Origin of the sequence: Rhizobium sp. 10PS4 (genome assembly GCF_032464805.1) — a bacterium.
Lineage (GTDB): Bacteria > Pseudomonadota > Alphaproteobacteria > Rhizobiales > Rhizobiaceae > Rhizobium > Rhizobium laguerreae.
Genome location: NZ_JAWDIW010000009.1, coordinates 312,056 through 334,046, shown reverse-complemented (window position 1 = coordinate 334,046; position 21,991 = coordinate 312,056). Strand labels below are relative to the sequence as shown.

At 61.2% G+C, this 21,991-nt stretch carries 24 protein-coding genes and 2 pseudogenes; 17 read left to right on the top strand and 9 right to left on the bottom strand.

Going from position 1 to position 21,991, the window contains the following annotated elements; translation table 11 throughout:
* Positions 1-681 (bottom strand): GntR family transcriptional regulator (locus RWJ89_RS19430; protein WP_168283363.1); only part of this gene is annotated, 681 nt, incomplete at its 3' end.
* A 112-nt stretch (positions 682-793) separates the two neighbouring features.
* Here RWJ89_RS19430 and RWJ89_RS19425 point away from each other — a divergent pair.
* The 9 genes and pseudogenes from RWJ89_RS19425 to RWJ89_RS19385 all read left to right on the top strand — a co-directional run.
* Positions 794-1,447: a GntR family transcriptional regulator gene (locus tag RWJ89_RS19425; RefSeq protein ID WP_221946057.1), complete on the top strand. Its 654-nt coding sequence runs from the start codon at positions 794-796 to the stop codon at positions 1,445-1,447.
* Positions 1,448-1,562: 115 nt separating this feature from the next.
* Positions 1,563-2,399, top strand: coding sequence for an ABC transporter substrate-binding protein (locus tag RWJ89_RS19420; RefSeq protein WP_168268462.1), 837 nt, complete (start codon positions 1,563-1,565; stop codon positions 2,397-2,399).
* A gap of 77 nt (positions 2,400-2,476) precedes the next feature.
* A complete protein-coding gene (locus RWJ89_RS19415; RefSeq protein ID WP_316031269.1) occupies positions 2,477-3,169 on the top strand; it encodes an amino acid ABC transporter permease in 693 nt (230 codons plus the stop codon).
* A gap of 15 nt (positions 3,170-3,184) precedes the next feature.
* On the top strand, positions 3,185-4,075 hold the full coding sequence (gene dapA, locus RWJ89_RS19410) for a 4-hydroxy-tetrahydrodipicolinate synthase (RefSeq protein WP_168283361.1): 891 nt from the start codon (positions 3,185-3,187) through the stop codon (positions 4,073-4,075).
* Positions 4,076-4,086: 11 nt separating this feature from the next.
* On the top strand, positions 4,087-7,020 hold the full coding sequence (locus RWJ89_RS19405) for an FAD-dependent oxidoreductase (protein ID WP_376775269.1): 2,934 nt from the start codon (positions 4,087-4,089) through the stop codon (positions 7,018-7,020).
* Positions 7,017-7,745, top strand: a complete 729-nt coding sequence (locus RWJ89_RS19400; protein WP_168283360.1) for an amino acid ABC transporter ATP-binding protein — start codon at positions 7,017-7,019, stop codon at positions 7,743-7,745. The genes RWJ89_RS19405 and RWJ89_RS19400 overlap by 4 nt, the downstream gene beginning before the upstream one ends.
* Positions 7,746-7,769: 24 nt before the next feature.
* Positions 7,770-7,949: pseudogene (locus RWJ89_RS19395) on the top strand (hypothetical protein); the annotation flags it as partial.
* The gene (locus RWJ89_RS19390) at positions 7,946-8,359 is read left to right on the top strand and encodes a DUF3830 family protein (protein WP_018072093.1); all 414 of its coding nucleotides are present in this window, start codon (positions 7,946-7,948) and stop codon (positions 8,357-8,359) included. The pseudogene RWJ89_RS19395 and the gene RWJ89_RS19390, both read left to right, overlap by 4 nt.
* Before the next feature lie 551 nt (positions 8,360-8,910).
* Positions 8,911-9,092, top strand: a pseudogene (locus tag RWJ89_RS19385) (ornithine cyclodeaminase family protein); the annotation flags it as partial.
* On the opposite strand, the gene RWJ89_RS19380 reads toward RWJ89_RS19385, so the two are convergent.
* The 5 genes from RWJ89_RS19380 to tsaD are packed head-to-tail and all read right to left on the bottom strand — an operon-like array spanning position 9,058 to position 12,516.
* Positions 9,058-9,705 carry a class I SAM-dependent methyltransferase gene (locus RWJ89_RS19380; RefSeq protein ID WP_168283359.1) on the bottom strand — a complete coding sequence of 216 codons (648 nt, stop codon included), beginning with the start codon at positions 9,703-9,705 and terminating at the stop codon, positions 9,058-9,060. The pseudogene RWJ89_RS19385 and the gene RWJ89_RS19380 overlap by 35 nt on opposite strands.
* Entirely contained in the window at positions 9,702-10,133 is a 432-nt protein-coding gene (locus RWJ89_RS19375) for an EVE domain-containing protein (protein WP_003543603.1), read from the bottom strand. Before RWJ89_RS19375 ends, RWJ89_RS19380 begins: the two co-directional genes overlap by 4 nt.
* A gap of 2 nt (positions 10,134-10,135) precedes the next feature.
* The gene (locus RWJ89_RS19370; protein ID WP_003543605.1) at positions 10,136-10,429 is read right to left on the bottom strand and encodes a YciI-like protein; all 294 of its coding nucleotides are present in this window, start codon (positions 10,427-10,429) and stop codon (positions 10,136-10,138) included.
* Between the two features lie 9 nt (positions 10,430-10,438).
* Positions 10,439-11,422: an NAD(P)H-dependent glycerol-3-phosphate dehydrogenase gene (locus tag RWJ89_RS19365; protein ID WP_168283358.1), complete on the bottom strand. Its 984-nt coding sequence runs from the start codon at positions 11,420-11,422 to the stop codon at positions 10,439-10,441.
* Entirely contained in the window at positions 11,419-12,516 is a 1,098-nt protein-coding gene (tsaD, locus tag RWJ89_RS19360; protein ID WP_168283357.1) for a tRNA (adenosine(37)-N6)-threonylcarbamoyltransferase complex transferase subunit TsaD, read from the bottom strand. The genes RWJ89_RS19365 and tsaD overlap by 4 nt, the downstream gene beginning before the upstream one ends.
* A 72-nt stretch (positions 12,517-12,588) precedes the next feature.
* Here tsaD and hemC point away from each other — a divergent pair, with 72 nt between their 5' ends.
* The 6 genes from hemC (at position 12,589) to RWJ89_RS19330 (ending at position 18,430) form a co-directional block, all read left to right on the top strand.
* Positions 12,589-13,518: a hydroxymethylbilane synthase gene (gene hemC / locus RWJ89_RS19355; RefSeq protein WP_316031268.1), complete on the top strand. Its 930-nt coding sequence runs from the start codon at positions 12,589-12,591 to the stop codon at positions 13,516-13,518.
* A gap of 7 nt (positions 13,519-13,525) precedes the next feature.
* A complete protein-coding gene (locus tag RWJ89_RS19350) occupies positions 13,526-14,221 on the top strand; it encodes a uroporphyrinogen-III synthase (protein WP_168255928.1) in 696 nt (231 codons plus the stop codon).
* Positions 14,222-14,289: 68 nt separating this feature from the next.
* Positions 14,290-15,558 carry a COG4223 family protein gene (locus RWJ89_RS19345; RefSeq protein ID WP_206116762.1) on the top strand — a complete coding sequence of 423 codons (1,269 nt, stop codon included), beginning with the start codon at positions 14,290-14,292 and terminating at the stop codon, positions 15,556-15,558.
* A 4-nt stretch (positions 15,559-15,562) separates the two neighbouring features.
* On the top strand, positions 15,563-17,185 hold the full coding sequence (locus tag RWJ89_RS19340) for a heme biosynthesis protein HemY (protein ID WP_131661288.1): 1,623 nt from the start codon (positions 15,563-15,565) through the stop codon (positions 17,183-17,185).
* Positions 17,186-17,202: 17 nt separating this feature from the next.
* Entirely contained in the window at positions 17,203-17,688 is a 486-nt protein-coding gene (locus tag RWJ89_RS19335) for a TerB family tellurite resistance protein (RefSeq protein WP_077977854.1), read from the top strand.
* A complete protein-coding gene (locus tag RWJ89_RS19330; RefSeq protein WP_131661289.1) occupies positions 17,657-18,430 on the top strand; it encodes a glutamine amidotransferase in 774 nt (257 codons plus the stop codon). Before RWJ89_RS19335 ends, RWJ89_RS19330 begins: the two co-directional genes overlap by 32 nt.
* A 125-nt stretch (positions 18,431-18,555) precedes the next feature.
* On the opposite strand, the gene RWJ89_RS19325 is transcribed toward RWJ89_RS19330, so the two are convergent.
* On the bottom strand, positions 18,556-19,806 hold the full coding sequence (locus RWJ89_RS19325; protein WP_131661290.1) for an MFS transporter: 1,251 nt from the start codon (positions 19,804-19,806) through the stop codon (positions 18,556-18,558).
* 139 nt (positions 19,807-19,945) lie between these two features.
* On the opposite strand from RWJ89_RS19325, the gene RWJ89_RS19320 reads away from it, so the two are divergent.
* Entirely contained in the window at positions 19,946-20,236 is a 291-nt protein-coding gene (locus RWJ89_RS19320) for a YggT family protein (protein ID WP_025396317.1), read from the top strand.
* Positions 20,233-20,544 (top strand): DUF167 domain-containing protein, encoded by a 312-nt coding sequence (locus RWJ89_RS19315; protein WP_131661291.1) that lies wholly within the window; start codon positions 20,233-20,235, stop codon positions 20,542-20,544. The genes RWJ89_RS19320 and RWJ89_RS19315 overlap by 4 nt, the downstream gene beginning before the upstream one ends.
* A gap of 4 nt (positions 20,545-20,548) precedes the next feature.
* Here RWJ89_RS19315 and ppa read toward each other — a convergent pair whose 3' ends face one another.
* Positions 20,549-21,082 (bottom strand): inorganic diphosphatase, encoded by a 534-nt coding sequence (gene ppa / locus RWJ89_RS19310; protein ID WP_025396319.1) that lies wholly within the window; start codon positions 21,080-21,082, stop codon positions 20,549-20,551.
* Between the two features lie 192 nt (positions 21,083-21,274).
* Positions 21,275-21,781, bottom strand: a complete 507-nt coding sequence (locus RWJ89_RS19305; protein WP_003543622.1) for a GNAT family N-acetyltransferase — start codon at positions 21,779-21,781, stop codon at positions 21,275-21,277.
* Positions 21,782-21,991 lie beyond the last annotated feature (210 nt).

Here is a 21,991-nt window from a genome sequence, read left to right as displayed (position 1 = left end):
GAGGTCAGCGACTTGTAGATGCATTCGCGTAAATGCGATGAGGCTTTCGATGTGTTGGGCGACAGCTCGGCGCGTTTCCTCGACGTCGCCCCGGTCGATCGCCTCGATGATAACGAGGTGCTCCGTGGAGTCCGGCTTCAGGCGATCTTTCAGGCGGTCGATTTCGAAGAGACGCGTGGTCGCCCGAAGCTCCCGCAGTACCTTTGCCATGACCGCGTTGCCGCAATGATCAATGATCATATTATGGAGATTGTCGTCCGAGAACCAGTGCGCGTCTGTGTGATACGCCGTCGCGCCCAGAAGGTCGTGGATTTCCTGCCGGACGCTGATCAAAAGCCGCCGCGGAATGGCGTTGATCGACAATACCGCCGCTTCAGGTTCGATCAACAACCTCAGTTTCAAGCTTTGAAGATACTCGCCGACATCCACCTGTCGCACGACGTAGTTTCGGCCATCGCCCTTGCGAACAAGCCCTTCGCCTTCTAGCCTCTGCAGCGCTTCGCGCAGCGGCGTCCTCGAAATCCCGAGCGTCGCTGCAAGCCTTGCCTCAACGATGACATGCCCGCCTTTCAGCCGGCGATGCCGGATCATGTCGGACACGGCCTTGTAGGTCAGCGATGCAAGATTGTGCTGCCCTTTCTCCGCAATTTTCCGACCCGGGGCCGCTAAGGCGTCTGTCACCGTTTGCTATTTCCTTGTTCTTCAGGGCGTTGGCCGCTCGGCGAGGCACCGCGCTTTCCTTACGCGATCACTTGTTACATATGATAGCCGATTTGGAAAAGGACTGGAACGAGTGCAGATGGACGATGGCCTGAATGAAGTTGGCGACTCCAGCCTTGCTGACGAAACCTACCGTTCCCTGCTTGCCGATATTCTATCAGCCAGGCTCGCGGGGGGATCGGTCGTCCAGCAACGCCGCCTGGCGACGAAACATGCTGTTTCGCGTTCTCCCATGCGCCACGCGCTGGGACGTCTTGAAGGAGAGGGACTACTTGTCAGAAACGAAAAAGGCGTTCTCTCGGTCAGGGTCATCAGTCTCAAGGACTACCTTGACAGTCTCACCATGAGGATGCTGCTCGAACCAACGGCAGCCGCGCTCGCCAGTCCCCATGTTTCGCGACTTGAACTGGACGCTTTGACAAGGATGCTGGACGAGATCGAGACCGACCCCGAACCTGACCCTGAGGTGGTCTGGGCGTTTGACGATGCGCTTCACAACTATATCGCAAGCGAAAGCCGCAACCCCTTTATGGCAACCACTATCGGGGAGATGCGGCGCTACACAACGATCTTCGAGCGGCAGCTGCCTGTGGTGCGGGCAAAGCCGGGCGTGCGGGAACATCGAGCGATCCTGCTTGCCTTAGCCGCCAACGATGCCGAGGCGGCTCGCCGAGCCATGACCGACCATCTCGAAGTCGTCCGTCAGGGCGTGCTTGCGAACTACTGAATCAATGAGTTGAGAATGCACTTGCATCTACGGTGAACTTTTGTATAAAAGTGGGATCCCACTTGAATGCACGGTCGGGATCCAACGATAAAGAACCGAACTCCAGAGGCTCTCCATGCTCCGTTCACACTTCTCTCGCAGCGTTTTTGCCGCGTCCTTCCTGTCGGTCACAGCGTCTTTTGCCTTCGCTCAATCCTGCGAACCCAAAGTGGCGGCAGGCGAGCTGATCAAGCCCGGCACGCTCGTCATGTCGACCAATCCAACACTTCCTCCGCTCCAGTTCATCGATTCCACGGGCGATCTGAAGGGCATGCGCATCGACCTCGGCAAAGAGATCGCCAAGCGCCTTTGCCTTGAGCCCGAATATGTCCGCATCGAATTCTCCGCGATGGTTCCGGGTCTGCAAGCTGGCCGCTGGGACATGATCAATACGGGCATTTTCTTCACCGAGGAACGTGCCAAGATCATGCAGATGATCCCCTATGAAGATCAGGCCATCAGCATCTCCGTGGCGCCGGATTCGAAGAAAAACGTCGCTGCAAAAGATGATCTGGCCGGCATGACGATCGGTGTCGAAATTGGTGGTTTCGAGGAAACAAAGACACGCCTTCTCGACAAGGAACTGCGTGACGCGGGCAAAGAAGGCCTGACCATCCAGACGTTCGATAATTTCGCCTTGGCCTTCCAGGCTCTGCGGGCGGGCCAGGTCCAGGGTGTCGTGTCGATCGACGCCGTCGCCAAGGAGTACGATTCTCGCGGCGACTTCAAACGGGCAATCAGCGGCCTCTACCCCGCTCCGGTTTCTGTCGCATTCAAAAGCCCGGCTTTGGCTGATGCCGTGTCTGCAACGTTGAAAGACATGAAGGCGGATGGATCTCTGAAGGCGCTCTTTGACAAATACGGCCTGCCGATGGTCGCGGGTGACTATTCGGTCAAAGGCCCCGGCCGCTGAACTGATTTCAAAGATCGTTTAGAGATGAGGCGGGGCGCGACCACGTCGCGCCAGCCCTCTTGCAGAAGGTCGTCTTCATGTCGCTTTGGAACTGGTCTGGCTTCTTCGGTTACCTGTTCAACCCCTTTATACTTGGCGGGGTGTTCACGACCGTCTGGCTCACCGTCGTCTCGTTGGTTGCGGGGCTAATTCTTGGTTTTGCCCTTGCATTGATGCGGCGATCGTCGCGGCGGGTGCCATACTCCCTTGCCAAGGCGTATATCTGGCTTTTTCGTGGCACGCCGCTTCTTGTACAGTTGATTGCGATCTACACGGCGCTTCCGCTGTTCGGCATCAAGTTCACCGTCATAGAGGCGGCGTTGCTCGGATTGGCTCTCAACGAGGCGGCTTATCTCGCGGAGATCATTCGCGCCGGTATCGAAGCCGTACCGGAAGGCCAGACAAGGGCGGCGCGCGCGCTCGGCATGACGGAGCGTCAGATCATGCGCTACATCGTGATGCCGCAAGCCTTCAAAGTTATCGTTCCGCCTCTCGGCAATTCGGTGAACGGTCTATTGAAAACGACCTCCGTCACCTCCGTCATCTCGGTCGAAGAACTCCTTCGCCGGACCCAGGTTCTCATCCAGGAGCGGTTCATGGTGCTCGAACTGTTTGCGGTCGCGGCGATTTATTACCTCCTCCTCACAACACTCTGGGACTTCTTCCAGAGCCTTATCGAAAAGCGTCTCGGTCAAGCCGGATCTCGGCTTTCCATTAACGAGAAGCGCTAGAACCAGGATTTTCAAATGCAGAAGACGTTCCGCGGTGTCTACACCGTGATGATTACTCCGTTGGATCCCAGCGGCGCGGTCGATCTGAAGGGGCTGGCTGCCTTTACCGACTGGCAGGTCAAGGAAGGTATACATGGCCTGATCCCTCTTGGATCGACGGGTGAATTTCTGTCGCTCAGCGAGGAAGAGCGCGATGGTGTGGCGAGGACCGTCATCGAAACCGTCGCGGGACGGGTGCCTGTTCTGATCGGCACGGGAGCGGAAGATACGCGGGAGTCCGTTCGCCTTAGCGTCAAGGCCGAGGCAATGGGAGCTGACGGCGTCATGATTATTCCGCCGTTCTATTCGACCCCAACGGATGACGAACTCGTTCACCACTACAAGAGCGTTGCGTCTGCCGTGGCCATCCCGATTATGGTCTACAACAATCCCGCGACCGCAAATGTCGACCTGACGCCGGAGTTGGTCAAGCGCATCGCCGAAATCGACGGCTGCGACTATATCAAGGAGTCCACCCTCGAAGTGACGCGCGTGCGCGATATCATCCGGCTGGCCGGCGACGATATGACTGTGTTCGGAGGTATTCTCGGGTTCGAGTCTTTCGTTATGGGTGCGCAGGGCTGGGTGGCAGTGGCTTCAAATATTGCGCCAGGACCGATGGCGCGGATCTTCGAACTTGTCGCAAATGAGAAAAAGTTCGATGAGGCAAGAGAGCTTTACCTCAAATGGCTGCCTGTCATTCAGGCGGTCGGGGGCCAGGCCTATGTCGCAGGAACGAAGTCACTGCTGACCCATATGGGATTTGGCGCAGGCCTGCCGCGTCCGCCGCGCCTGCCGTTGCCACCCGCGCAGGACGCCGCCATGAAGAGGCTGGTGGCCGATTTCGGTCTGACGTTCAGCGTCTGAGGAATTCCATGATGCCCGTCGCTTCCATAAACCAGAGTTTGAGGCCCGACGATGCGCGGGTCAGGCTCTCGGTCGACGGTCTGCAGATATTTGCCGAAAAAGGCATGTCTGTTGCCGCCGCCATCGAGGCGACGGGGCGGCATGAATTTTCCCGAGGCATCAAAGGCGACGGCCGTGGCCTCTTCTGCGGAATGGGTGTCTGTCACGACTGTCTCGTGACGATCGACGGAAAAGTCAGCCAGCGGGCCTGCATGACCACTGTCGACAATGACATGCAGGTCCTGCGCCCTGCTGCGCGGCCAGATCTTGCCACTGGTCAGATTGCCGATCTCTGCGGTGTGCCGCAGTCCTTGACGACAAGGACGATGGACGTTCTCATCGTAGGAGCGGGGCCTGCGGGGCTTGCCGCCGCGCAGATCCTTGCCGCGGCCGGCGCCAAGGTGACTGTCATTGATGAACGGCCGTCTGCCGGCGGGCAGTATTTCAAACAACCCTCGACACGGAGCGCCGCCGAGCGATTGAGTGGCGACGAGCAGGCTTTATCCGGCGCAGCGCTTATAGGGCAAGTGCGCGATCACGGCGTGATATTTCTAACCGCTACGGTGGTGTGGGGTGCCGCACGTGACGACGACGGTTCGCTTATTATCGCCTGCTATGGCCCCGGCCATGCGTTTTACTGCAAGCCGAAAATACTCATCATCGCGACGGGGGCCTACGAACGCCCAACGCCGGTGAGGGGTTGGACACTTCCTGGTGCGATGACAACAGGAGCCGCCCAGACGTTGCTGAGGAGCTACGGAACCGTGCCCGGCCGAAGGATCGTTATTGCCGGAAACGGTCCTTTGAATATGCAGGTCGCAAACGAACTTCGAAAGGCAGGAGCCTCCATAGTCGCTTTGCTGGAAGCAGCGCCGCCACCCTGGTCTCGCCCTGCAGCAGCCCTCGGCCTTCTGACAACGGATCCCGCTCTCGCCCGTCACGGATTGCACCAGATATCGTCGCTTGGATCCGCGGGCGTCAAGATAGGCTGGAATAGCGTACTCACCTCGATCGACGGTTCGCAGCGTGTGGAGAGCGTCACGTTCGCCGGACCAGGCGGCGAGACCAGTCTCGATGCTGACACGGTCCTTATCGGCGGCAATTTCACATCCTCCAATGAGCTGTCCCGGCTACTCGGATGCGGCCATGAGGTCACTGACGGCGATCTGCGGGCAATGCGGGATCTCGACGGTCAGACAACGCTTGCCAACGTGCATATTGTCGGTGAAGCGGCGCGTTTCGGCGGCGCGCATGTTGCAATGGCAGAAGGGCAGATCGCCGCCGCCGCGATTGCGCGAAGATTGGGCTTCCTTGTCCAAACCGACGAAAGCGTGGTGAAAAGACTTGCCCGCCATAGACGGTTTCAGAGGGCGCTTTGGCAGGTCTTTGCGCCGAAGGACGATGCAAAGACAAAGACGGCAATTCCGCCAGATGATGCATTGATCTGCCGTTGCGAAGGGGTGACTTACGGTGTCTTGAGGACGCTCAGCGCAAATAGTGCGCAGGACGTTTCGACATTAAAGCGCCTGTCGCGTGCAGGCATGGGGCGGTGTCAGAGCCGCTACTGCAGCAAAGCGATCGCTGACGTCGCGAAGGAACGGCACCTCACCGGCGAGACAAGCGGTTTTCTCGCGCCGCAAATGCCACTTCGCCCTATTCCGCTGGCGGCGCTTGCGGTCGAGAAGCCGGAATGGGGCGGCCACAAGCGCGCACTTTTGCCGGAAAAGCCCCCATTGGCGAGCCCTCAAGCTTTGCCGGTGAAAGAAACGTCCACGCTGGTAATCGGCGCAGGCATTGCAGGCCTTTCGACGGCGCTTTTCCTTGCCCGGGAAGGCGAGGACGTTGTGGTAGTGGAGCGTGCTTTTGCGAACTCGCTGGCATCAGGAGGGAATGCAGGAAGCCTTCATGCCCAGTTGCTTTCCTTCGACCATGGTGCCCGTGCCGAAGGTGGCGGCGGAGCGGCCGCACAAACACTTCCCCTCCAGCGCGATTCAATCGCTCTTTGGGCCGCGCTGCAAAGCGAGCTCGGACAGGATTTCGAGATGAAGGTCACGGGCGGCCTCATGGTGGCCGAAACCGATGACCACATGCGTTTTCTGGCAGAAAAGGTCGGGGTGGAGCGCGCGGCCGGGATCGATTGCCGCTTGATCGGGCAAGAGGAACTGCGCTCCCTGGAGCCTGCCCTGTCTTCTCACTTCGTCGGTGCTGCCTACTGCTCCCAGGAGGGCAAGATCAATCCTCTCGTCGCTACGCAATATATATCGGAGGCGGCACGGCGAGACGGCGCTCAAGTCTTCGAAAATTGCGAGGTCACCGGAATAAGGACCTCGGACGACGGGTTCGAGGTCAAGACATCGAGGGGCATATTACGGGCAAAACGGATCGTCAATGCAGCCGGAGCCTTCGCTTCAAGGATCGGCGCGATGCTCGGTATCGACGTGCCCGTATTCGGTGCTCCGCTGCAGATGGTGGTTACCGAGGCCGCCGCACCTTTGATTTCGTGTCTCGTCGCCCATGCCGACCGCCATTTGACCCTGAAGCAGGCGGCAAACGGGAACTTCATCATCGGCGGCGGCTGGACCGCAGGCCTCGATCCGGTCCATCAACATCCACGCCCGCTCCTGTCGAGCCTTGAGGGGAACCTTTGGGTTGCCCAGCACGTCGTTCCCGCTCTGCGCAAACTTCACGTCATCCGAAGCTGGGCGGCGATGAACATCAACATCGATGGTGCGCCGATCCTTGGCGAACATCCGTCAATGCCCGGGTTCTTCAACGCCGTCACTTCAAACGGCTATACGCTCGGCCCGATCGTCGGCCAGTTAACATCTCGGCTCGTTCTCGGTCGCGAGACCGATAGAGCCTTGCAACCCTTTTCCATCTCGCGTTTCCAGAAAGGCCGGGCATGATTGAGATCGCTGGCGTTACCAAATATTATGGTCAGTTCGCTGTCCTTAAGAACTGCTCGGTGAACGTCGAGCGCGGTGAGGTCGTGGTTGTCTGCGGTCCCTCGGGGTCGGGCAAATCGACGTTGATCAAATGCGTCAACGGGCTCGAGCAGTTTCAGGAAGGTTCGATCCGGGTGCACGGTATCGAAGTCGGCGACCCGAAGACCGACCTGCCGAACCTTCGCACACGGGTAGGCATGGTCTTCCAGAACTTCGAATTGTTTCCGCATCTGACGATCATCGGCAATATCATGCTGGCGCAGAAGATTGTCATCGGCCGCAGCGAAACCGCGGCCCACGCGAAGGCGATGGCGCTTCTTGATCGCGTCGGGCTGACGGACCACGCGCAAAAATATCCAAGCCAACTCTCCGGCGGGCAGCAGCAGCGCGTGGCGATCGCGCGGGCGCTGGCGATGGATCCGCTCGCCATGCTCTTCGACGAGCCGACATCCGCGCTTGATCCGGAAATGATTTCCGAAGTGCTCGACGTCATGACCGGATTGGCAAAGGACGGCATGACGATGATGGTCGTCACCCATGAGATGGGATTTGCCCGCCGAGTGGCGACGCGCGTTATTTTCATCGATCAGGGCGAGATCCTCGAGGATCGTCCGAGCGAGGAGTTTTTCGCGGGCAAACACAATCCGCGGACCGAAGCTTTCCTTGGCAAAATCCTGCAGCACTGAAGGTCAGGCTTGTGAGCAACTAGCGCAGACTATTCGCCCTACGAGGGGATCGAGATCACCGGCTGGCCGATAACGACAATTGTCGCCGGAAAGCCTGTCGTCGAAAACGGCGTCCTGGTGGGTACTAAGGGCCACGGGCAATATCGGAAAGCCGCGGCCAGACAAATCAACAAACAGTCAAATCTAACAAGAGCGACATCATGAAACTGAAAATTACAGCAGGGCCATTCATCTTCGACGCTGTCCTGGAAACTGCCAGAGCGCCCAAAACCTGTGAAGCATTCATCAAGCAGATGCCGTTCGATGGTAAAATCGTGCACGTTCGCTGGTCTGGCGAGGGCGTTTGGATCCCGCTTGGCGACCATGATTTCGGCGTCGGTTATGAGAACCATACAAGCCATCCGGCCCCCGGTCACATCATCCTTTACCCGGGAGGCATTAGCGAAACGGAAATCCTGCTTGCCTACGGAGGCGTCGATTTTTCATCGAAAATGGGCCAACTGGCTGGCAATCATTTCATCACAATCACATCCAATCTCGACCAACTCGCCGAGATAGGGCGCCTCACGCTGTGGGAAGGCGCGCAATCCATTCGATTTGAGGCCGTATCCTAACGCATAACCCCGAAAATCGGAATCGGTTTTCGGAAAATTATGCGCAAATTCAAAGTGCTATAGCGTCCTTTGCGCGTCTGAAAAGGCGCGCGGCGCTCTAGAGCATGATGCCGAAAAGTGTGGGCGGTTTTCGGATGCCATCATGCTCTAACTATTTAATTTAAAACAGGATTCAGATTTTAGGCCGACCCGGCCTAAAATCATCCAGCGCGAGGCGACAGGGCTGACGCCGCCGCGCCAGCAGCGGTTGGCACGTTTCCTGCGTTCTGGTTTTGGAGATTCTCTTCGAGATTTCCAAATGGTGGATGAGGCCCGAAATGTCTTTTGATTTTGACTTCGAACTTGCGAAAAGAGCGGCGCAAGAACTGCCTCCGTCGCAGAAGCAGCCAAAAGCGCGTAAGATGTCTCTTCTACAGAGGCTCATGGCTTCGCCGCCAATTCCTCCTCGTCCGTCTCTCAGTATTCTGCGCACATATAGAGATGGTGATGCGCAATGACGCTGTGATAGCCCTGTCGAACAGGTAAGGCGGTGCTGTGCCGACGGTTCCCGTCGAGGTGGCGTCATGTCTACAGATGCGGTGCGTGCGACACTTGACGAACTGTGTCGCCGGATAGTCCAGCGCGGACGTCCAACGATGAGATCACTCGCTACAAGGCGGTCGGAACGGCGTTGGCTGATCTTGCCGCCGCGACGCGCTTTAGGGAGCGAACCGCCACACTGTCGTCTTCTTGATTTCGCTGTCCTCCAGTGCCCGCGTCACCGGCACCTCATAAACCGCGCAGAATTCCAGCCGCTCTCTCGGCAGGTAACTGCGTCCGGGATCGCCGACCAGCACCCGCTTGCCGTCGGCTGCTAGCTTGGCGAACCAGGGAACGAGCGCGTCGGCAAAAGCGCGGTCGTAGAAGACGTCGCCGGCAAGCACGACATCCGCATCGACGCCCTGCCCGATCAGATCGGCGCCGGTAAATCCGAGCGAAACGCGGTTGGCCTCGGCATTCAGCCGGACTGCTGCTTCCGTCCAGGGATCGATATCGGCGGCCGTGACTTCCCGGGCACCGGCCATCATCGCCGCAATGCCGACAAGGCCGGAACCGCTGGCGAAATCGAGCACGCGCTTGCCGCGCACCGTTTCCGGATGATCGAGAACGTAGCGCGCCAGTCCCTGCCCGCCTGCCCAGGCGAAAGCCCAGAAGGGCGGCGGCAGGCCGATCGCCTCCAGCTCCTCCTCGGTCTTCAGCCAGAGCTCATGCGCCTCGCTCGCCAGATAGAGCGAAACCTCCGGCACATGCGGCGGCGACATCAGGCTGGTATTGGCGCGGATGAAGGCTTGCGGGTCGGTCTTCAACGCGGCGGATTGTCCAATCCGCCCATCCGGCAGACTTCGAGATATTCTTCCTCCGTCACCGGCTGCACCGAAAGCCGCATCGAGGTGACGAGCGCCATCTTGGCGAGCTTCTCGCTCGCCTTGACATCCTTCAGCGTCACCGGCTTCGGGACGTCCATGACGGCGCGGATATCGACGCAATCCCACTTCGGATCGCCCTTGGCGGAAGAATCGGGGTGCGACAGGGCGCAGACTTCGACGATGCCGACGATCTCCAACCCGTCATTGGAATGATAGAAGAAGCCTTTGTCGCCGATCTGCATCGCCCGCATGTTGTTGCGCGCCAGATAGTTGCGGACGCCGGTCCATTCCGTGCCCTTTTCGCCGGCAGCCTTCTGCTGCTCCCAGGACCAGGAGGCAGGTTCGGATTTATAGAGCCAGTGCGCCATGCTCACGCCTCCGGTTTGTTGAAGACCCAGTTGTAGGCCTTGACGTCGACGCTTTCGAATAGTCCGGCCTTGGCATAGGGATCGGCATCGGCAAGCGCACGCGCCGCCTCTTTCGATTCCGCTTCGACGATGATCAGGCTGCCGCAGGGCTTGCCGTCGTCATCGAGAAATGGGCCGGCGATCTTCAGCGTGCCCTCGGCATTCAGCTTGTTGAGATGCTCGATATGTGTCGGACGCGTATCCATGCGCACGTTCAGGTGTCCCGGTTTGTCCTTGCAGAGAAGGGCGAAAAGCATGTCTGTCTCCTATTCGGTGGTGATCGGACGCGTCATCAGCTGCTCTATCGCCTCTGATATATCGAGCCTGCCGTCGATGATGGCGGAAATGGCATCGGTGATCGGCATGCTGACCTTCAACTCCGCCGCAAGCCGCGAGGCGACGGAAGCGGCAAACGCGCCTTCCACCAGCGCACCCTGCAGGGGATCGGTCTTTTCGCCGCGCCCGAGCGCGATGCCGAAGCGCAGGTTTCGCGATTGATGGCTCGTTGCCGTCAGCACCAGATCGCCGAGGCCGGAAAGTCCGCGCACCGTATCCGCCTGCCCACCCTTGGCGACGACGAAACGCGACATTTCGGCAAGCCCGCGCGCAATCAGCGCCGCACGTGCGGAATCGCCGATGCCGCGGCCTTCGACGATGCCGCAGGCGATCGCCAGCACATTCTTCAGCGCGCCGCCGAGCTGCACGCCGATCCGGTCATTGGAAGCGTAGAGCCGGAAGGTCCGCCCGGAAATCGCCAGAGCGAGCCGCTCGGCGATTTCCATGTCGGCTGCAGCAATCGCCATCGCCGTCGGCAGGCCCTTGGCGATATCGGCGGCAAAACCCGGGCCGGAGAGCACGGCGATGGGATGGTCCGGAAGTTCCCGTTCCAGCATGTCGGTCAAAAGATTGCCGGTCGCCCGTTCGATACCCTTGGCACAGGTAACGACGACAGCATCCTTGGAAAGATAAGGTCCGTATTGCCGCGCCGCATCAGCCTGCGCCTGCGACGGCATCGCAAACAGCACGATGGAGGCACCAGTGATCGCATCCGCCTCGGCGGAGAATTCCAGCGTATCGGGCAGGAGAATGCCGGGCAGCACCGCATCATGCAGCCGTTCGGCCTTCAGATCGGCGATCAGGGACGGATCGCGCCCGACGAGTGTCACGGCGCTGCGGCCGGCAAGCGCGATGACGGCGGCAAGCGCCGTGCCGAAAGCCCCCGATCCGACGACGGCGATGTTTTCGCTCATGCCTTGGCCCCTCGTCTTCCGAAGCCGATCAGCGTCTCCGCATTGGAATCGAGCGGCCAGCGCGAACGCGGCTGCACGTCGAGCGGATCCGGCGCAGCGCCGGTCGCCATCCGCTCCAGTCCCGCCCAGGCGATCATCACCGCATTGTCGGTGCAGAGCCTGAGCGGCGGCGCGACGAAACGGAAGGCGTTCTTGTCGCACAACGCCTGCAGCGTGCCGCGCAGTTCGAGATTGGCGGCGACACCGCCGGCAACGACGAGCGCCGGCTTTTCACCGGTCGTCGGAAATTCGGTCTTGAACCGCTGCAGGCCGCGGCCGATACGGTCCTTCAGCGTCCGCGAAACCGCCTTCTGGAACGAGGCGCAGATATCCGCGACGTCCTGATCGCTAAGCGGCGCGATATCCTGCGCCGCCTGCCGCACCGCCGTCTTCAGGCCGGAAAAGGAAAAATCGAGCCTTGCTTCGCCGACCAGCGGCCGCGGAAAGTCGAAGCAATCGGGATTGCCGTCCCGCGCCATCCGCTCCACCGCCGGGCCGCCGGGATAGGGCAGACCGAGCAGCTTTGCCGTCTTGTCGAAGGCTTCGCCCAGCGCATCGTCGATCGTCGTGCCCCAGCGTTCGTACTGTCCGACACCACGCACCAGAATGAGCTGGGTATGGCCGCCGGAGACGAGCAGCATCAGATAGGGAAAGGAAAGCCCGTCCGTCAGCCGCGCCGTCAGCGCATGGCCTTCGAGATGGTTGATCGCATAGAGCGGCTTGCCGGCGGCTCTGGCGATCGCCTTGCCGGTCATCAACCCCACCAGCAGCCCGCCGATCAGCCCCGGCCCCGACGTGGCGGCGATGGCATCGACATCGTTGAGCGACACATTGGCGCGCGTTAGCGCTTCCTCGATCAGCTCGTCCAGCGCTTCGACATGGGCGCGTGCGGCGATCTCGGGCACCACGCCGCCATAGGCGCTATGTTCGTCGAGCTGGGAAAGCACCACGTCCGACAGCACATTGGAATGCCCCTCCTCATCGCGCTCGACGACCGCGGCGGCGGTCTCGTCGCAGCTCGTTTCGATGCCAAGGATGCGCAGAAAGGGAACCATGAAGCCTGTTCGTTCATTGCGATGGGATGGAAACCCGTTTACGAGAACTCCGGTAACAACGGAATAGAACGGATGCAAACAAAACCTTTCCGGATCGGCACGCGGGGCAGCCCGCTGGCGCTTGCCCAGGCGCATGAGGCCCGCGACAGGCTGATGGCGGCGCATCATCTGCCCGAGGACATGTTCGAGATCGTCGTGCTGACGACCAAGGGCGACCGCATCACCGACCGGTCGCTGGCCGAGATCGGCGGCAAGGGCCTGTTCACCGAGGAGCTCGAACAGAAGCTTGCAGCCGGCGAGCTCGATTTCGCCGTGCATTCCGCCAAGGACATGGCGACGAAGCTGCCCGAGGGGCTTTATCTCTCCGCCTACCTGCCGCGCGAGGATATCCGCGACGCCGTCATCGGCCGCACCGCCCGAAAGCTGATCGACCTGCCGCGTGGCGCCACCGTCGGTTCCTCGTCGCTCCGCCGCCAGGCGCTGATCCGCCGCATGCGGCCGGATATCAACGTCGTCACCTTCCGCGGCCTGGTCGAAACCCGCCTGCGCAAGCTCGAACAGGGCGAGGTGGACGCGACCCTGCTGGCGCTTGCCGGCCTGAAGCGTCTCGGCAAGGTCGACGTGCTGACCGACATCCTCGACCCCGACACCTTCCCGCCGGCGCCGGCGCAGGGAGCGATCTGCATCGAAAGCCGCATCGGCGATGCCAGGGTCGACGATCTGCTGGCACCTGTTAACGATGGCCCGACCTTCGACACCGTCTCCTGCGAACGCGCCTTCCTCGCCGCACTCGACGGCTCCTGCCGCACGCCGATCGGCGGTTACGCCGTCTGCGAAGGCGACCTGATCCGGTTCTCCGGCCTCATCATCACTCCCGACGGCCGCAGCCAGCATGCGGTGACGACCGACGGCCACCGCCGCGATGCGGCGGCACTCGGCACCCGCGCCGGCCAGGACGTGCGCGCCAGGGCCGGCAGCGCCTTTTTCGACGACTGGCACTGAAGCGGCCATGCGCGTGCTCGTCACCCGCCCCGCGCATTCGGCGACGAGAACTGCACAACGTCTGCGCGATATGGGCCACGAGCCGCTGCTGCTGCCGCTGCGTCAGCCGCTGCACGACAGCGATGCCGCCGCAGACGCGCTTGCAACCACCAGCGGCGCAATCGCGGTGACCAGCGCCGAAGCCATCAGGGTCCTCTCCGCGCTCGGCGAGCAACTTCACCCGCATCTTGCCCGCCCGCTTTTTGCGGTCGGCGAAACGACGGCCGAAGAAGCGCGCAACCTTGGTTTCCGATCCATCGCCTCATCCCAGGGCAACGGCCGCGATCTCGCCGATCTCGTCGCGGCGGAGAAACCGGTGACGCTGCTCTACCTCGCCGGCACCCCGCGCGCCGAGAATTTTGAAGGAAGATTGCGAGAACTCGGCATCCGTTTTTCCGTCGCCGAATGCTACCGCATGCAGCCCGCCGTCCCCGATCCCGCCGAGATCGACGCGATCTTCGCTAACGGTTACCCGGACGCCATTCTCTTCTATTCCCGGCAGACGGCCGAGGATTTCTTCCAAGTGCCCGCCCTGCCGGAACACTGTGCAGCCCGCCTTCTATGCCTCAGCGAAGCGGTGGCGCAAGCCATTCCGGCGGCTCTGAAAAAAAGCGTCGAGATTTCACCGATGGCGGATGAGAAAAGCCTTTTGTCGCTGCTTTGAAGGCTCTAGCTGCCCAAATTTGATCTAACCTCTTCCCTTAACTGGCATCACTGTCTAGTTTCGTTGCAATGCAGGATAAAGAGGACCTCATGGTATCGGGAAACCCGCCACGCCATTCGAAGAGCGCCGACGAACCGGTCACGATCGACCTCGATGCACAGGAATTCGCCGCTGCAGCCGATACCGAAAAACCGGTAGACAATGAAACCGGCGAGGCCGACAGCACTACCGCCGATGCCGGCCTGGCGCCCGAAACCGAGACTGCGTCGCATGCCGAAGATGAAGAGAAGCCCGTGATGGATGCGCCGGAGGAGGAACCGGCAGCTCCAGAACCTTCCTTCACCCCTCCTCCTGAACAGCCCGCGCCGAAGAGCGCCGGCACCTCCGGCCTGATTGCCGCCGGCATCTTCGGCGGCCTCGTGGCGCTGCTTGGCGCCGGCGCCATCCAGTATGCGGGTTACCTCCCGGGCTCCTCCACGCCGCAGACGACATCGCCGGAGACGGCCGATCTTGCCGGCGAGATCGACGGCCTGAAACAGACCGTTGCCAACCTTGCCGCCAATCCGGTGAGCACAGATGACGGCGAGCTTGCGAAACGTGTCGCTGCGCTGGAAGCGGCTGCCAAGGCCCCCGCGGCCGGCGCGCCGGCCGATTCTGGTAACGTCGAGGCACTCAACCAGAAGATTGCGGAACTGACCGGTCAGGTCGACCAGTTGCGCTCGACGCTTGCCCAGTCTTCCGAGCAGCAGACGACGAACGGCGCCGATATCGCCAAGCGCCTCGAAGAGGCCGAAAAGAAGCTGAACGAGCCGCGCGAGGACGTCGCCGTTGCCCGGGCGATCGCGGCCGCCGCCCTGAAGGCGGCGATCGATCGCGGTGGCCCGTTCCTGGCCGAGCTCGACACCTTCGCCGGCGTTGCCCCCGACGATCCAGCCGTCGCTGACCTCAGAGCCTTTGCCCAAACCGGCGTTCCCTCACGCACCGAGCTGGTGGGCGAGGTTCCCGATGTCGCCACCGCGATCGTCGAAGCCGTCAACCAGCCGGATTCGAACCAGAGCTGGTCGGACCGGCTGATGTCGAGCGCCAAATCGCTGGTGAGCGTTCGTCCCGTCGGCAATATCGAGGGTGAAAGCGTCGAAGCCATCGCCGCCCGCATGGAGGAGAAGGTGAAGAACGGCGACCTGCCCGGCGCTTCCGCCGAATGGAACAGCCTGCCCGCCCTCGGCAAACAGGCGTCCGCCGCCTTCAAGCAGTCGCTCGAAGCGCGCATACGCGTCGAGGAACTGGTCGGCGGGGCGCTGTCGAAGGCGGTCTCAGGCACCGGCAAGGAGGGATGAGACCATGCTGATCCGTCTTGTCGTCTTCGCCCTCTTCGTGCTGCTTCTTGCCTATGGCTTCTCCTGGCTCGCCGATCGTCCCGGTGACCTCTCGCTGATCTGGGAGGGCCAGATCTACCAGACAAAGCTGATCGTCGCCGCCAGCGCAATCATCGCGCTGGTCGCCGCCGTGATGATCGCCTGGTGGTTCGTCCGGCTGGTCTGGACCTCGCCGCATTCGGTGACGCGTTATTTCCGCGCCCGCAAGCGGGACCGTGGGTATCAGGCGCTATCGACCGGCCTGATCGCCGCCGGCGCCGGCAATGCGCTGCTCGCCCGCAAGATGGCCGCCCGCTCGCGCGGCCTGATCCGCGCCGATCAGGAACCGCTGATCAACCTGCTCGAGGCCCAGGCCGCCCTGATCGAAGGTCGCCATGATGAGGCGCGCGCCAAGTTCGAGGCCATGGCCAACGATCCCGAGACACGCGAACTCGGTCTGCGCGGCCTCTATCTGGAAGCCCGCCGTCTCGGCGCCAACGAGGCCGCCCGCCAATATGCCGAAAAGGCCGCCGACAACGCGCCATATCTGCCCTGGGCCGCACAGGCGACGCTCGAATATCGCAGTCAGGCCGGCCGCTGGGATGATGCGATCCGCCTGCTCGAACAGCAAAAGGCCGCCCGCGTCGTCGAAAAGGCCGAAGCCAACCGTCTGCACGCCGTCCTCCTGACAGCGCGCGCCGGCGAGAAGCTGGAAAGCAACCCGACGGGTGCCCGCGACGACGCTCTGCAGGCGTTAAAGCTTGCCGCCGATTTCATTCCGGCAGCCCTCATCGCCGCAAAAGCACTGTTTCGCGAAGGCGGCGTCCGCAAGGCCGCCTCGATCCTCGAACAGGCATGGAAATCGGCACCTCATCCCGAGATCGGCCAAGCCTATGTCAGGGCCCGCAGCGGCGATTCGACACTCGACCGGCTGAAGCGCGCCGAGCGGCTGGAAGGGCAGCGCCCGAACAACGTCGAATCCCTTCTCGTCGTCGCCCAGGCAGCCCTCGACGCGCAGGAATTCGCCAAGGCTCGCGCCAAAGCGGAAGCAGCGGCGCGCATGCAGCCGCGTGAAGCCGCCTATCTGCTGTTGGCCGACATCGAAGAAGCCGAGACCGGAGACCAGGGCCGCGTGCGCCACTGGCTGGCCCAGGCGCTCAAGGCGCCGCGCGATCCGGCCTGGGTGGCAGACGGCTTCGTGTCGGACAAATGGCTGCCGGTATCCCCCGTGACCGGCCGCCTCGACGCCTTCGAATGGAAGGCGCCCTTCGGCCAGATCGAGGGTGCGCTCGAAGACGGTTCGACGCCTGCCTCGATCGAAACGGCTTTGAAGACATTGCCGCCGCTGCGTGACGTCAGGCCGGAAAGCCCGGTCAACGACCATCGCATCATTGAGCTGGAACGCGCCGCGACGATTGCCGAGGCTGTGCGCCCCACGCCGGCACCGGCACCGCCATCGGCAAAACCGAAACCCGCCGAACCGGCCGTGAGCGATAAAGCGCCGGCGCCAAGCGAGGCGAAACCTTTCTTTGGCGGACTGCCGGATGATCCGGGCGTTCGCGACCCCAGGGTGGAACCGGAACCCAAGACACGGCTCCGCCTTTTTTGAAATGGAACGAAAACCGCATGTTCGAACGCTTTCAGGCATTCTTCCAGAAGCTCACCGCCGACAGTCCTAAGAAAGGTTTCGCCCCTGATGATCCGCGCATCACGGTGGCAGCGCTCTGCATGCAGGTGATGGAGGCCGACGGTCAGATCAAAGCCAGCGAGAAGAAGCGGCTGCGCAAACTCCTGAAGGAGCAGTATGCGCTCGACGGCAAGCAGCTCGATGCTCTGATGGCGGCGGGTCTCGAGGCCGAAAGCTCCGCCGTCGACTATTATCGCTTCACCGCCGATCTGAAGCGTCATCTCAATACCGAGCAGCGGCTGGAGCTGATCGGCATCCTCTGGGACATCGTCTATGCCGATGGCGAGCGCAGCGAGATGGAAGACCATGTGATCTGGCGTATCGCCGATCTGCTCGGCGTCTCCTCACGCGAGCGCATCCAGAAGCGGCAGGAGGCTGCCGCCAGGGTGACCGATGTCCAGGTTGCACAAGATGATGCCGACTGAGCAAATCAAGAACCGCGACACGCGCCCGATCCTCATCGTCCTGCATCAGGAGCGGTCGAGCCCCGGCCGTGTCGGCCAATTGCTCGTCGAAAAGGGCTACCGCCTCGATATCCGTCGCCCGGTTCTGGGCCAGCCCCTTCCGACAACACTTGAAGACCATGCCGGCGCCGTCGTCTTCGGCGGACCGATGAGCGCCAATGATCCCGATGACTTCGTCAAGAAGGAGATCGACTGGCTCGACATTCCGCTCCGGGAAAAGCGCCCTTATCTCGGTATCTGCCTCGGCGCGCAGATGCTGGTCCGTCATCTCGGCGGCAAGGTGCAGTCGAATGCCGACGGCTCGACGGAGATCGGCTGGTATCCGCTGCACCCGACCGAGAAGGGCCGCCTGCTGATGCACTGGCCGAAGATGGTCTATCATTTCCATCGCGAGGGCTTCGAACTGCCGCGCGGCGCCGACCTGCTCGCCGAAGGCGATGCCTATCCGAACCAGGCCTTCCGCTACGACGGCAACGCCTGGGGCCTGCAGTTCCATGCCGAACTGACCCGGGTGATGATGCATCGCTGGGTCGTGCATGGCGCCCATCGCTTCATCCTGCCGAACGCCCAGCAGGGCCGCGAACATCTCGAAGGCCGCATGCTGTTCGACGCGCCGCTGAAGGCCTGGCTGACCGAATTCCTCGACATCGTCTTCGAGGGAAAGACGGCAAAGGCGACGTCTTCTATCGCTCTTCGCGCCTAAAGCGCGTCGCGCTTAGAGCATTTCCAGGAAAAGTGCGAAGCGGTTTCCGTCGGGAATTGCGTAAAACAAAAGCCTAGAGCGGTCCTGCGCTTCCGTTAAAAGCTGAACCGCTCGAGAGCCTGTCCTCAAACCGAATGCGAGGATGCGCTGGGCGCGTCGAGCGTATCGATCCGGCGCAGTTTGGGGAAACTCGACGCCCAGATCGCCGCCACGACAAGCGTCCCGACCCCGCCGATGACGACCGCCGGCACCGCGCCGAAGAGCGCCGCCATCGTGCCCGCCCTGAATTCCCCAAGCTCGTTCGAGGCGCCGACAAAGACCATGTTGACCGCATTGACCCGGCCGCGCAGATGATCCGGCGTCCAGAGCGCAATCAGGCTCTCGCGCACATAGACCGACACCATGTCGGCCGCCCCCATCAGCGCCAGCGCCGCGATCGAGACCTCGGTGTTGGTCGAGACGCCGAAGATGATCGTTCCGACGCCGAACAGGGCAACGCCGATGAACATGTAGATGCCGGCGCGATGTTTGAGTGGATAGGCGGCCAGGAAGATCGCCATGACGATGGCGCCAAGTCCGGGTGCGGCGCGCAGCAGTCCGAGCCCCCAGGGACCGAGGGTGAGGATATCGCGTGCGAAGATCGGCATCAGCGCCGTGGCGCCGCCGAGCAGCACTGCAAAGAGATCGAGCGAGATCGCCCCGAGCACCACCTTTTCGGCGCGGATGAAACTGAAGCCGCCGAGGATCATCGCCCAGCTCTTGGTCTCGCCGGTCGTCTTCTGCACCGGTTTTGGGATCATGTAGAGAAGGGCCGCACCGAGCACCGAAAAGACCACCGCCACCGTATACGCAGTCGGCGCACTGACGCCGTAGAGCAGACCGCCGAGCACCGGTCCGGTGATTGCCGCGAGCTGCCAGGACGACGAATTCCAGGCGATCGCATTGGAAAGATCCTGCTCCGGCACGAGATTGGGCGCCAGCGACTGCACCGCCGGCGACATGAAGGCGCGCTCGATGCCGAAGATCAAAAGCACTGCGAAAACAGGCAAGGGAGTGAAGGTCCCCATGACAGTCATAGCCAGCAGCGCCAGCGTGCAGAGCGCGCTTACCAGCGAGCAGAGGGCCGCGATCGCCCGGCGATTGTACCGGTCGGCCACCGAACCGGTGACGAGCATGAGCAGCAGCGACGGCAGGAACTGTACCAGGCCGATCAAACCGAGATAGATCGCGCTGCCCGTCTGGTCGTACATCTGCCAGCCGACCGCGACGCTGACGATCTGCTGCGAGAAGGAAAGCAGGAAGCGCGCGAAGAAGAACCGCGTGTAGGACGAATGCCGGAACGCTGCAAAACGGTCTCCGGTGGGCGAAAACGACATGGATGTTTTCCGAGGAGACGGGCGCCGGAAGAGCTGCAAAGCCGCCCGTTAAACATGATTCACCGTGTGTTTCCACACGGCACTTGCCCGTTTAGTCGCCAATGTCTACATGTCTGTCAACAACGAATTGGAGACGATGATGTTTGCGCTGTTTCAAACCATTGATTTGGCTTTGAATATTTACACCTGGATCCTGATTGCCAGTGCCATTTTTTCCTGGCTCTATGCCTTCAATGTTATCAATTCCAGCAATCAGTTCGTCAATTCGGTCGGCACATTCCTCTATAATGTCACCGAACCGGTGCTGAAGCCGATCCGCCGCCGCCTGCCGAACCTTGGCGGCATCGATATTTCGCCGATCATCCTGCTGCTGATCATCTTCTTCCTGCGCACCTTGCTTTGGACCACGCTGTACCCGCTGGTCGCTTGAGCCGTCCCTGGAGCCTTTTCGATGACCATCTGCGCCTCGCCGTCCGGCTGACGCCGAATGGCGGGCGTGACGTGCTCGACGGCGTTGAGGCCGACGGCGAGGGTGAGGCTTTCCTGAAGGCACGCGTCACCGCCGTGCCCGAGAAAGGCAAGGCCAACAAGGCGCTCATCCTTTTGATCGCAAAATCCCTGCACCTTCCCAAGTCCAGCATCAGCCTCGTCTCGGGTGAGACCGCGCGCAGAAAAATCCTCCGGATCGACGGCGATCCGGAGGATTTGGTAAAAAAGCTCGAGAAATTTTTAGGCTGAACGATCAGCCTTTCTTCTTGGCGCGCTCGACGGCTTCGAGGATGAGTTCGCCTGCTTCCTTTGAGTCGCCCCAGCCGAAGATCTTCACCCACTTGCCGGGCTCCAGATCCTTGTAGTGCTCGAAGAAATGCTCGATCTGCTTCAGCGTGATCTCGGGAAGATCGGTGTGGTTCTTCACCTTCTCATAGCGCAGCGTCAGCTTCGGCGACGGCACGGCAATGATCTTCTCGTCCTTGCCGGAATTGTCTTCCATCTTCAGGACGCCGATCGGGCGCACATTGATGACGCAGCCGGGAACCAGCGGGCGGGTGCTGGCGATCAGGACGTCGATCGGGTCGCCATCTTCCGACAGCGTGTGCGGCACGAAACCATAATTGCCCGGATAGGTCATCGGCGTATAGAGGAAACGATCGACCACCAGCGTGCCGGCTTCCTTGTCCATCTCATACTTGATGGGATGACCGCCGACCGGAACCTCAACGATGACGTTGACGTCCTCAGGTGGATTATGACCGATTGAAATAGCGTCGATGCGCATAGAAAACTCCCGCGAGGTTGAATGTGCTGGCAGCCAGATAATCAGTTTCATGCGGCAACGCAACATGGCACAGCACCAATGCTTGACTGCACCGGCGCACATTCACATCTAATGGGAGATAGCCGAACGCCGACTCCAGCGTCGCGCGTCCTTTCAGACGCCAAAGGACGTCGTGGCACTTTGAATGGCCGTTCAGCTCCAGATGAAGCCGATCTTCTTCAACTGCCTGTGGTCGAAACTTTCCATGCCTTCGCAGAAATCGACGCCGCCATGATTGCGGTAGAAGTGGCTGGCGGTCTCGTTATCCTCGAGGCACCAGACGACCAGCCCGTTGCAGCCGAGCGACTTCAAGAGACGGCGCGCTTCGCCGAACAGCATCCTGCCAAGGCCTATGCCCTGATACTCGGGCCGAAGATAAAGCTCGTAAATCTCGCCTTCCTGCGGCAGAGCGCGGGCACGGTTGAGGCCGAGTGTCGCATAGCCGGCGACTGTGCCGGCAACATCGAGAACCAGCAGCGTCGCCGGTCCGCGCGTTGCCTTGCGCCACCAGCTTTCGCCGCGCCGCTCGATCATCTGCGTCAGTGCGCGATGCGGAATGATGCCTGCATAGGTGTGTTGCCAGGCAAGCCTGTGTGTTTCCGATATGGCTCGGGCATCTTGCGGCTCGGCCCGCCGGACATCGATCGACAACGTCTTCATAACGTTTACTCTGGTCCCGCTAGAGGCAACTAACCATATGCACAGAGGCATTGTGATCGATTGCCCACAGACTTGATATGTGGACGACGATCAAAAGTTAACGCTTTTTTAACGATTGTCACAAGACGGAATCGACGCGGCGCATAATAAAAAACCCCGGCGCGAGGGCCGGGGTTTTGAAGGATTTCTCTCCAGCGCCGCGCCTCTTTT

Coding starts and splice junctions, on each gene's coding strand:
- RWJ89_RS19420 (WP_168268462.1), top strand. CDS start 1,563: ATGCTCCGTTCACACTTCTCTCGCAGCGTTTTTGCCGCGTCCTTCCTG.
- RWJ89_RS19415 (WP_316031269.1), top strand. CDS start 2,477: ATGTCGCTTTGGAACTGGTCTGGCTTCTTCGGTTACCTGTTCAACCCC.
- dapA (WP_168283361.1), top strand. CDS start 3,185: ATGCAGAAGACGTTCCGCGGTGTCTACACCGTGATGATTACTCCGTTG.
- RWJ89_RS19405 (WP_376775269.1), top strand. CDS start 4,087: ATGCCCGTCGCTTCCATAAACCAGAGTTTGAGGCCCGACGATGCGCGG.
- RWJ89_RS19400 (WP_168283360.1), top strand. CDS start 7,017: ATGATTGAGATCGCTGGCGTTACCAAATATTATGGTCAGTTCGCTGTC.
- RWJ89_RS19390 (WP_018072093.1), top strand. CDS start 7,946: ATGAAACTGAAAATTACAGCAGGGCCATTCATCTTCGACGCTGTCCTG.
- RWJ89_RS19375 (WP_003543603.1), bottom strand. CDS start 10,133: ATGGCGCACTGGCTCTATAAATCCGAACCTGCCTCCTGGTCCTGGGAG.
- RWJ89_RS19370 (WP_003543605.1), bottom strand. CDS start 10,429: ATGCTTTTCGCCCTTCTCTGCAAGGACAAACCGGGACACCTGAACGTG.
- RWJ89_RS19365 (WP_168283358.1), bottom strand. CDS start 11,422: ATGAGCGAAAACATCGCCGTCGTCGGATCGGGGGCTTTCGGCACGGCG.
- tsaD (WP_168283357.1), bottom strand. CDS start 12,516: ATGGTTCCCTTTCTGCGCATCCTTGGCATCGAAACGAGCTGCGACGAG.
- hemC (WP_316031268.1), top strand. CDS start 12,589: ATGCAAACAAAACCTTTCCGGATCGGCACGCGGGGCAGCCCGCTGGCG.
- RWJ89_RS19350 (WP_168255928.1), top strand. CDS start 13,526: ATGCGCGTGCTCGTCACCCGCCCCGCGCATTCGGCGACGAGAACTGCA.
- RWJ89_RS19345 (WP_206116762.1), top strand. CDS start 14,290: ATGCAGGATAAAGAGGACCTCATGGTATCGGGAAACCCGCCACGCCAT.
- RWJ89_RS19340 (WP_131661288.1), top strand. CDS start 15,563: ATGCTGATCCGTCTTGTCGTCTTCGCCCTCTTCGTGCTGCTTCTTGCC.
- RWJ89_RS19335 (WP_077977854.1), top strand. CDS start 17,203: ATGTTCGAACGCTTTCAGGCATTCTTCCAGAAGCTCACCGCCGACAGT.
- RWJ89_RS19330 (WP_131661289.1), top strand. CDS start 17,657: ATGTCCAGGTTGCACAAGATGATGCCGACTGAGCAAATCAAGAACCGC.
- RWJ89_RS19325 (WP_131661290.1), bottom strand. CDS start 19,806: ATGTCGTTTTCGCCCACCGGAGACCGTTTTGCAGCGTTCCGGCATTCG.
- RWJ89_RS19320 (WP_025396317.1), top strand. CDS start 19,946: ATGTTTGCGCTGTTTCAAACCATTGATTTGGCTTTGAATATTTACACC.
- ppa (WP_025396319.1), bottom strand. CDS start 21,082: ATGCGCATCGACGCTATTTCAATCGGTCATAATCCACCTGAGGACGTC.
- RWJ89_RS19305 (WP_003543622.1), bottom strand. CDS start 21,781: ATGAAGACGTTGTCGATCGATGTCCGGCGGGCCGAGCCGCAAGATGCC.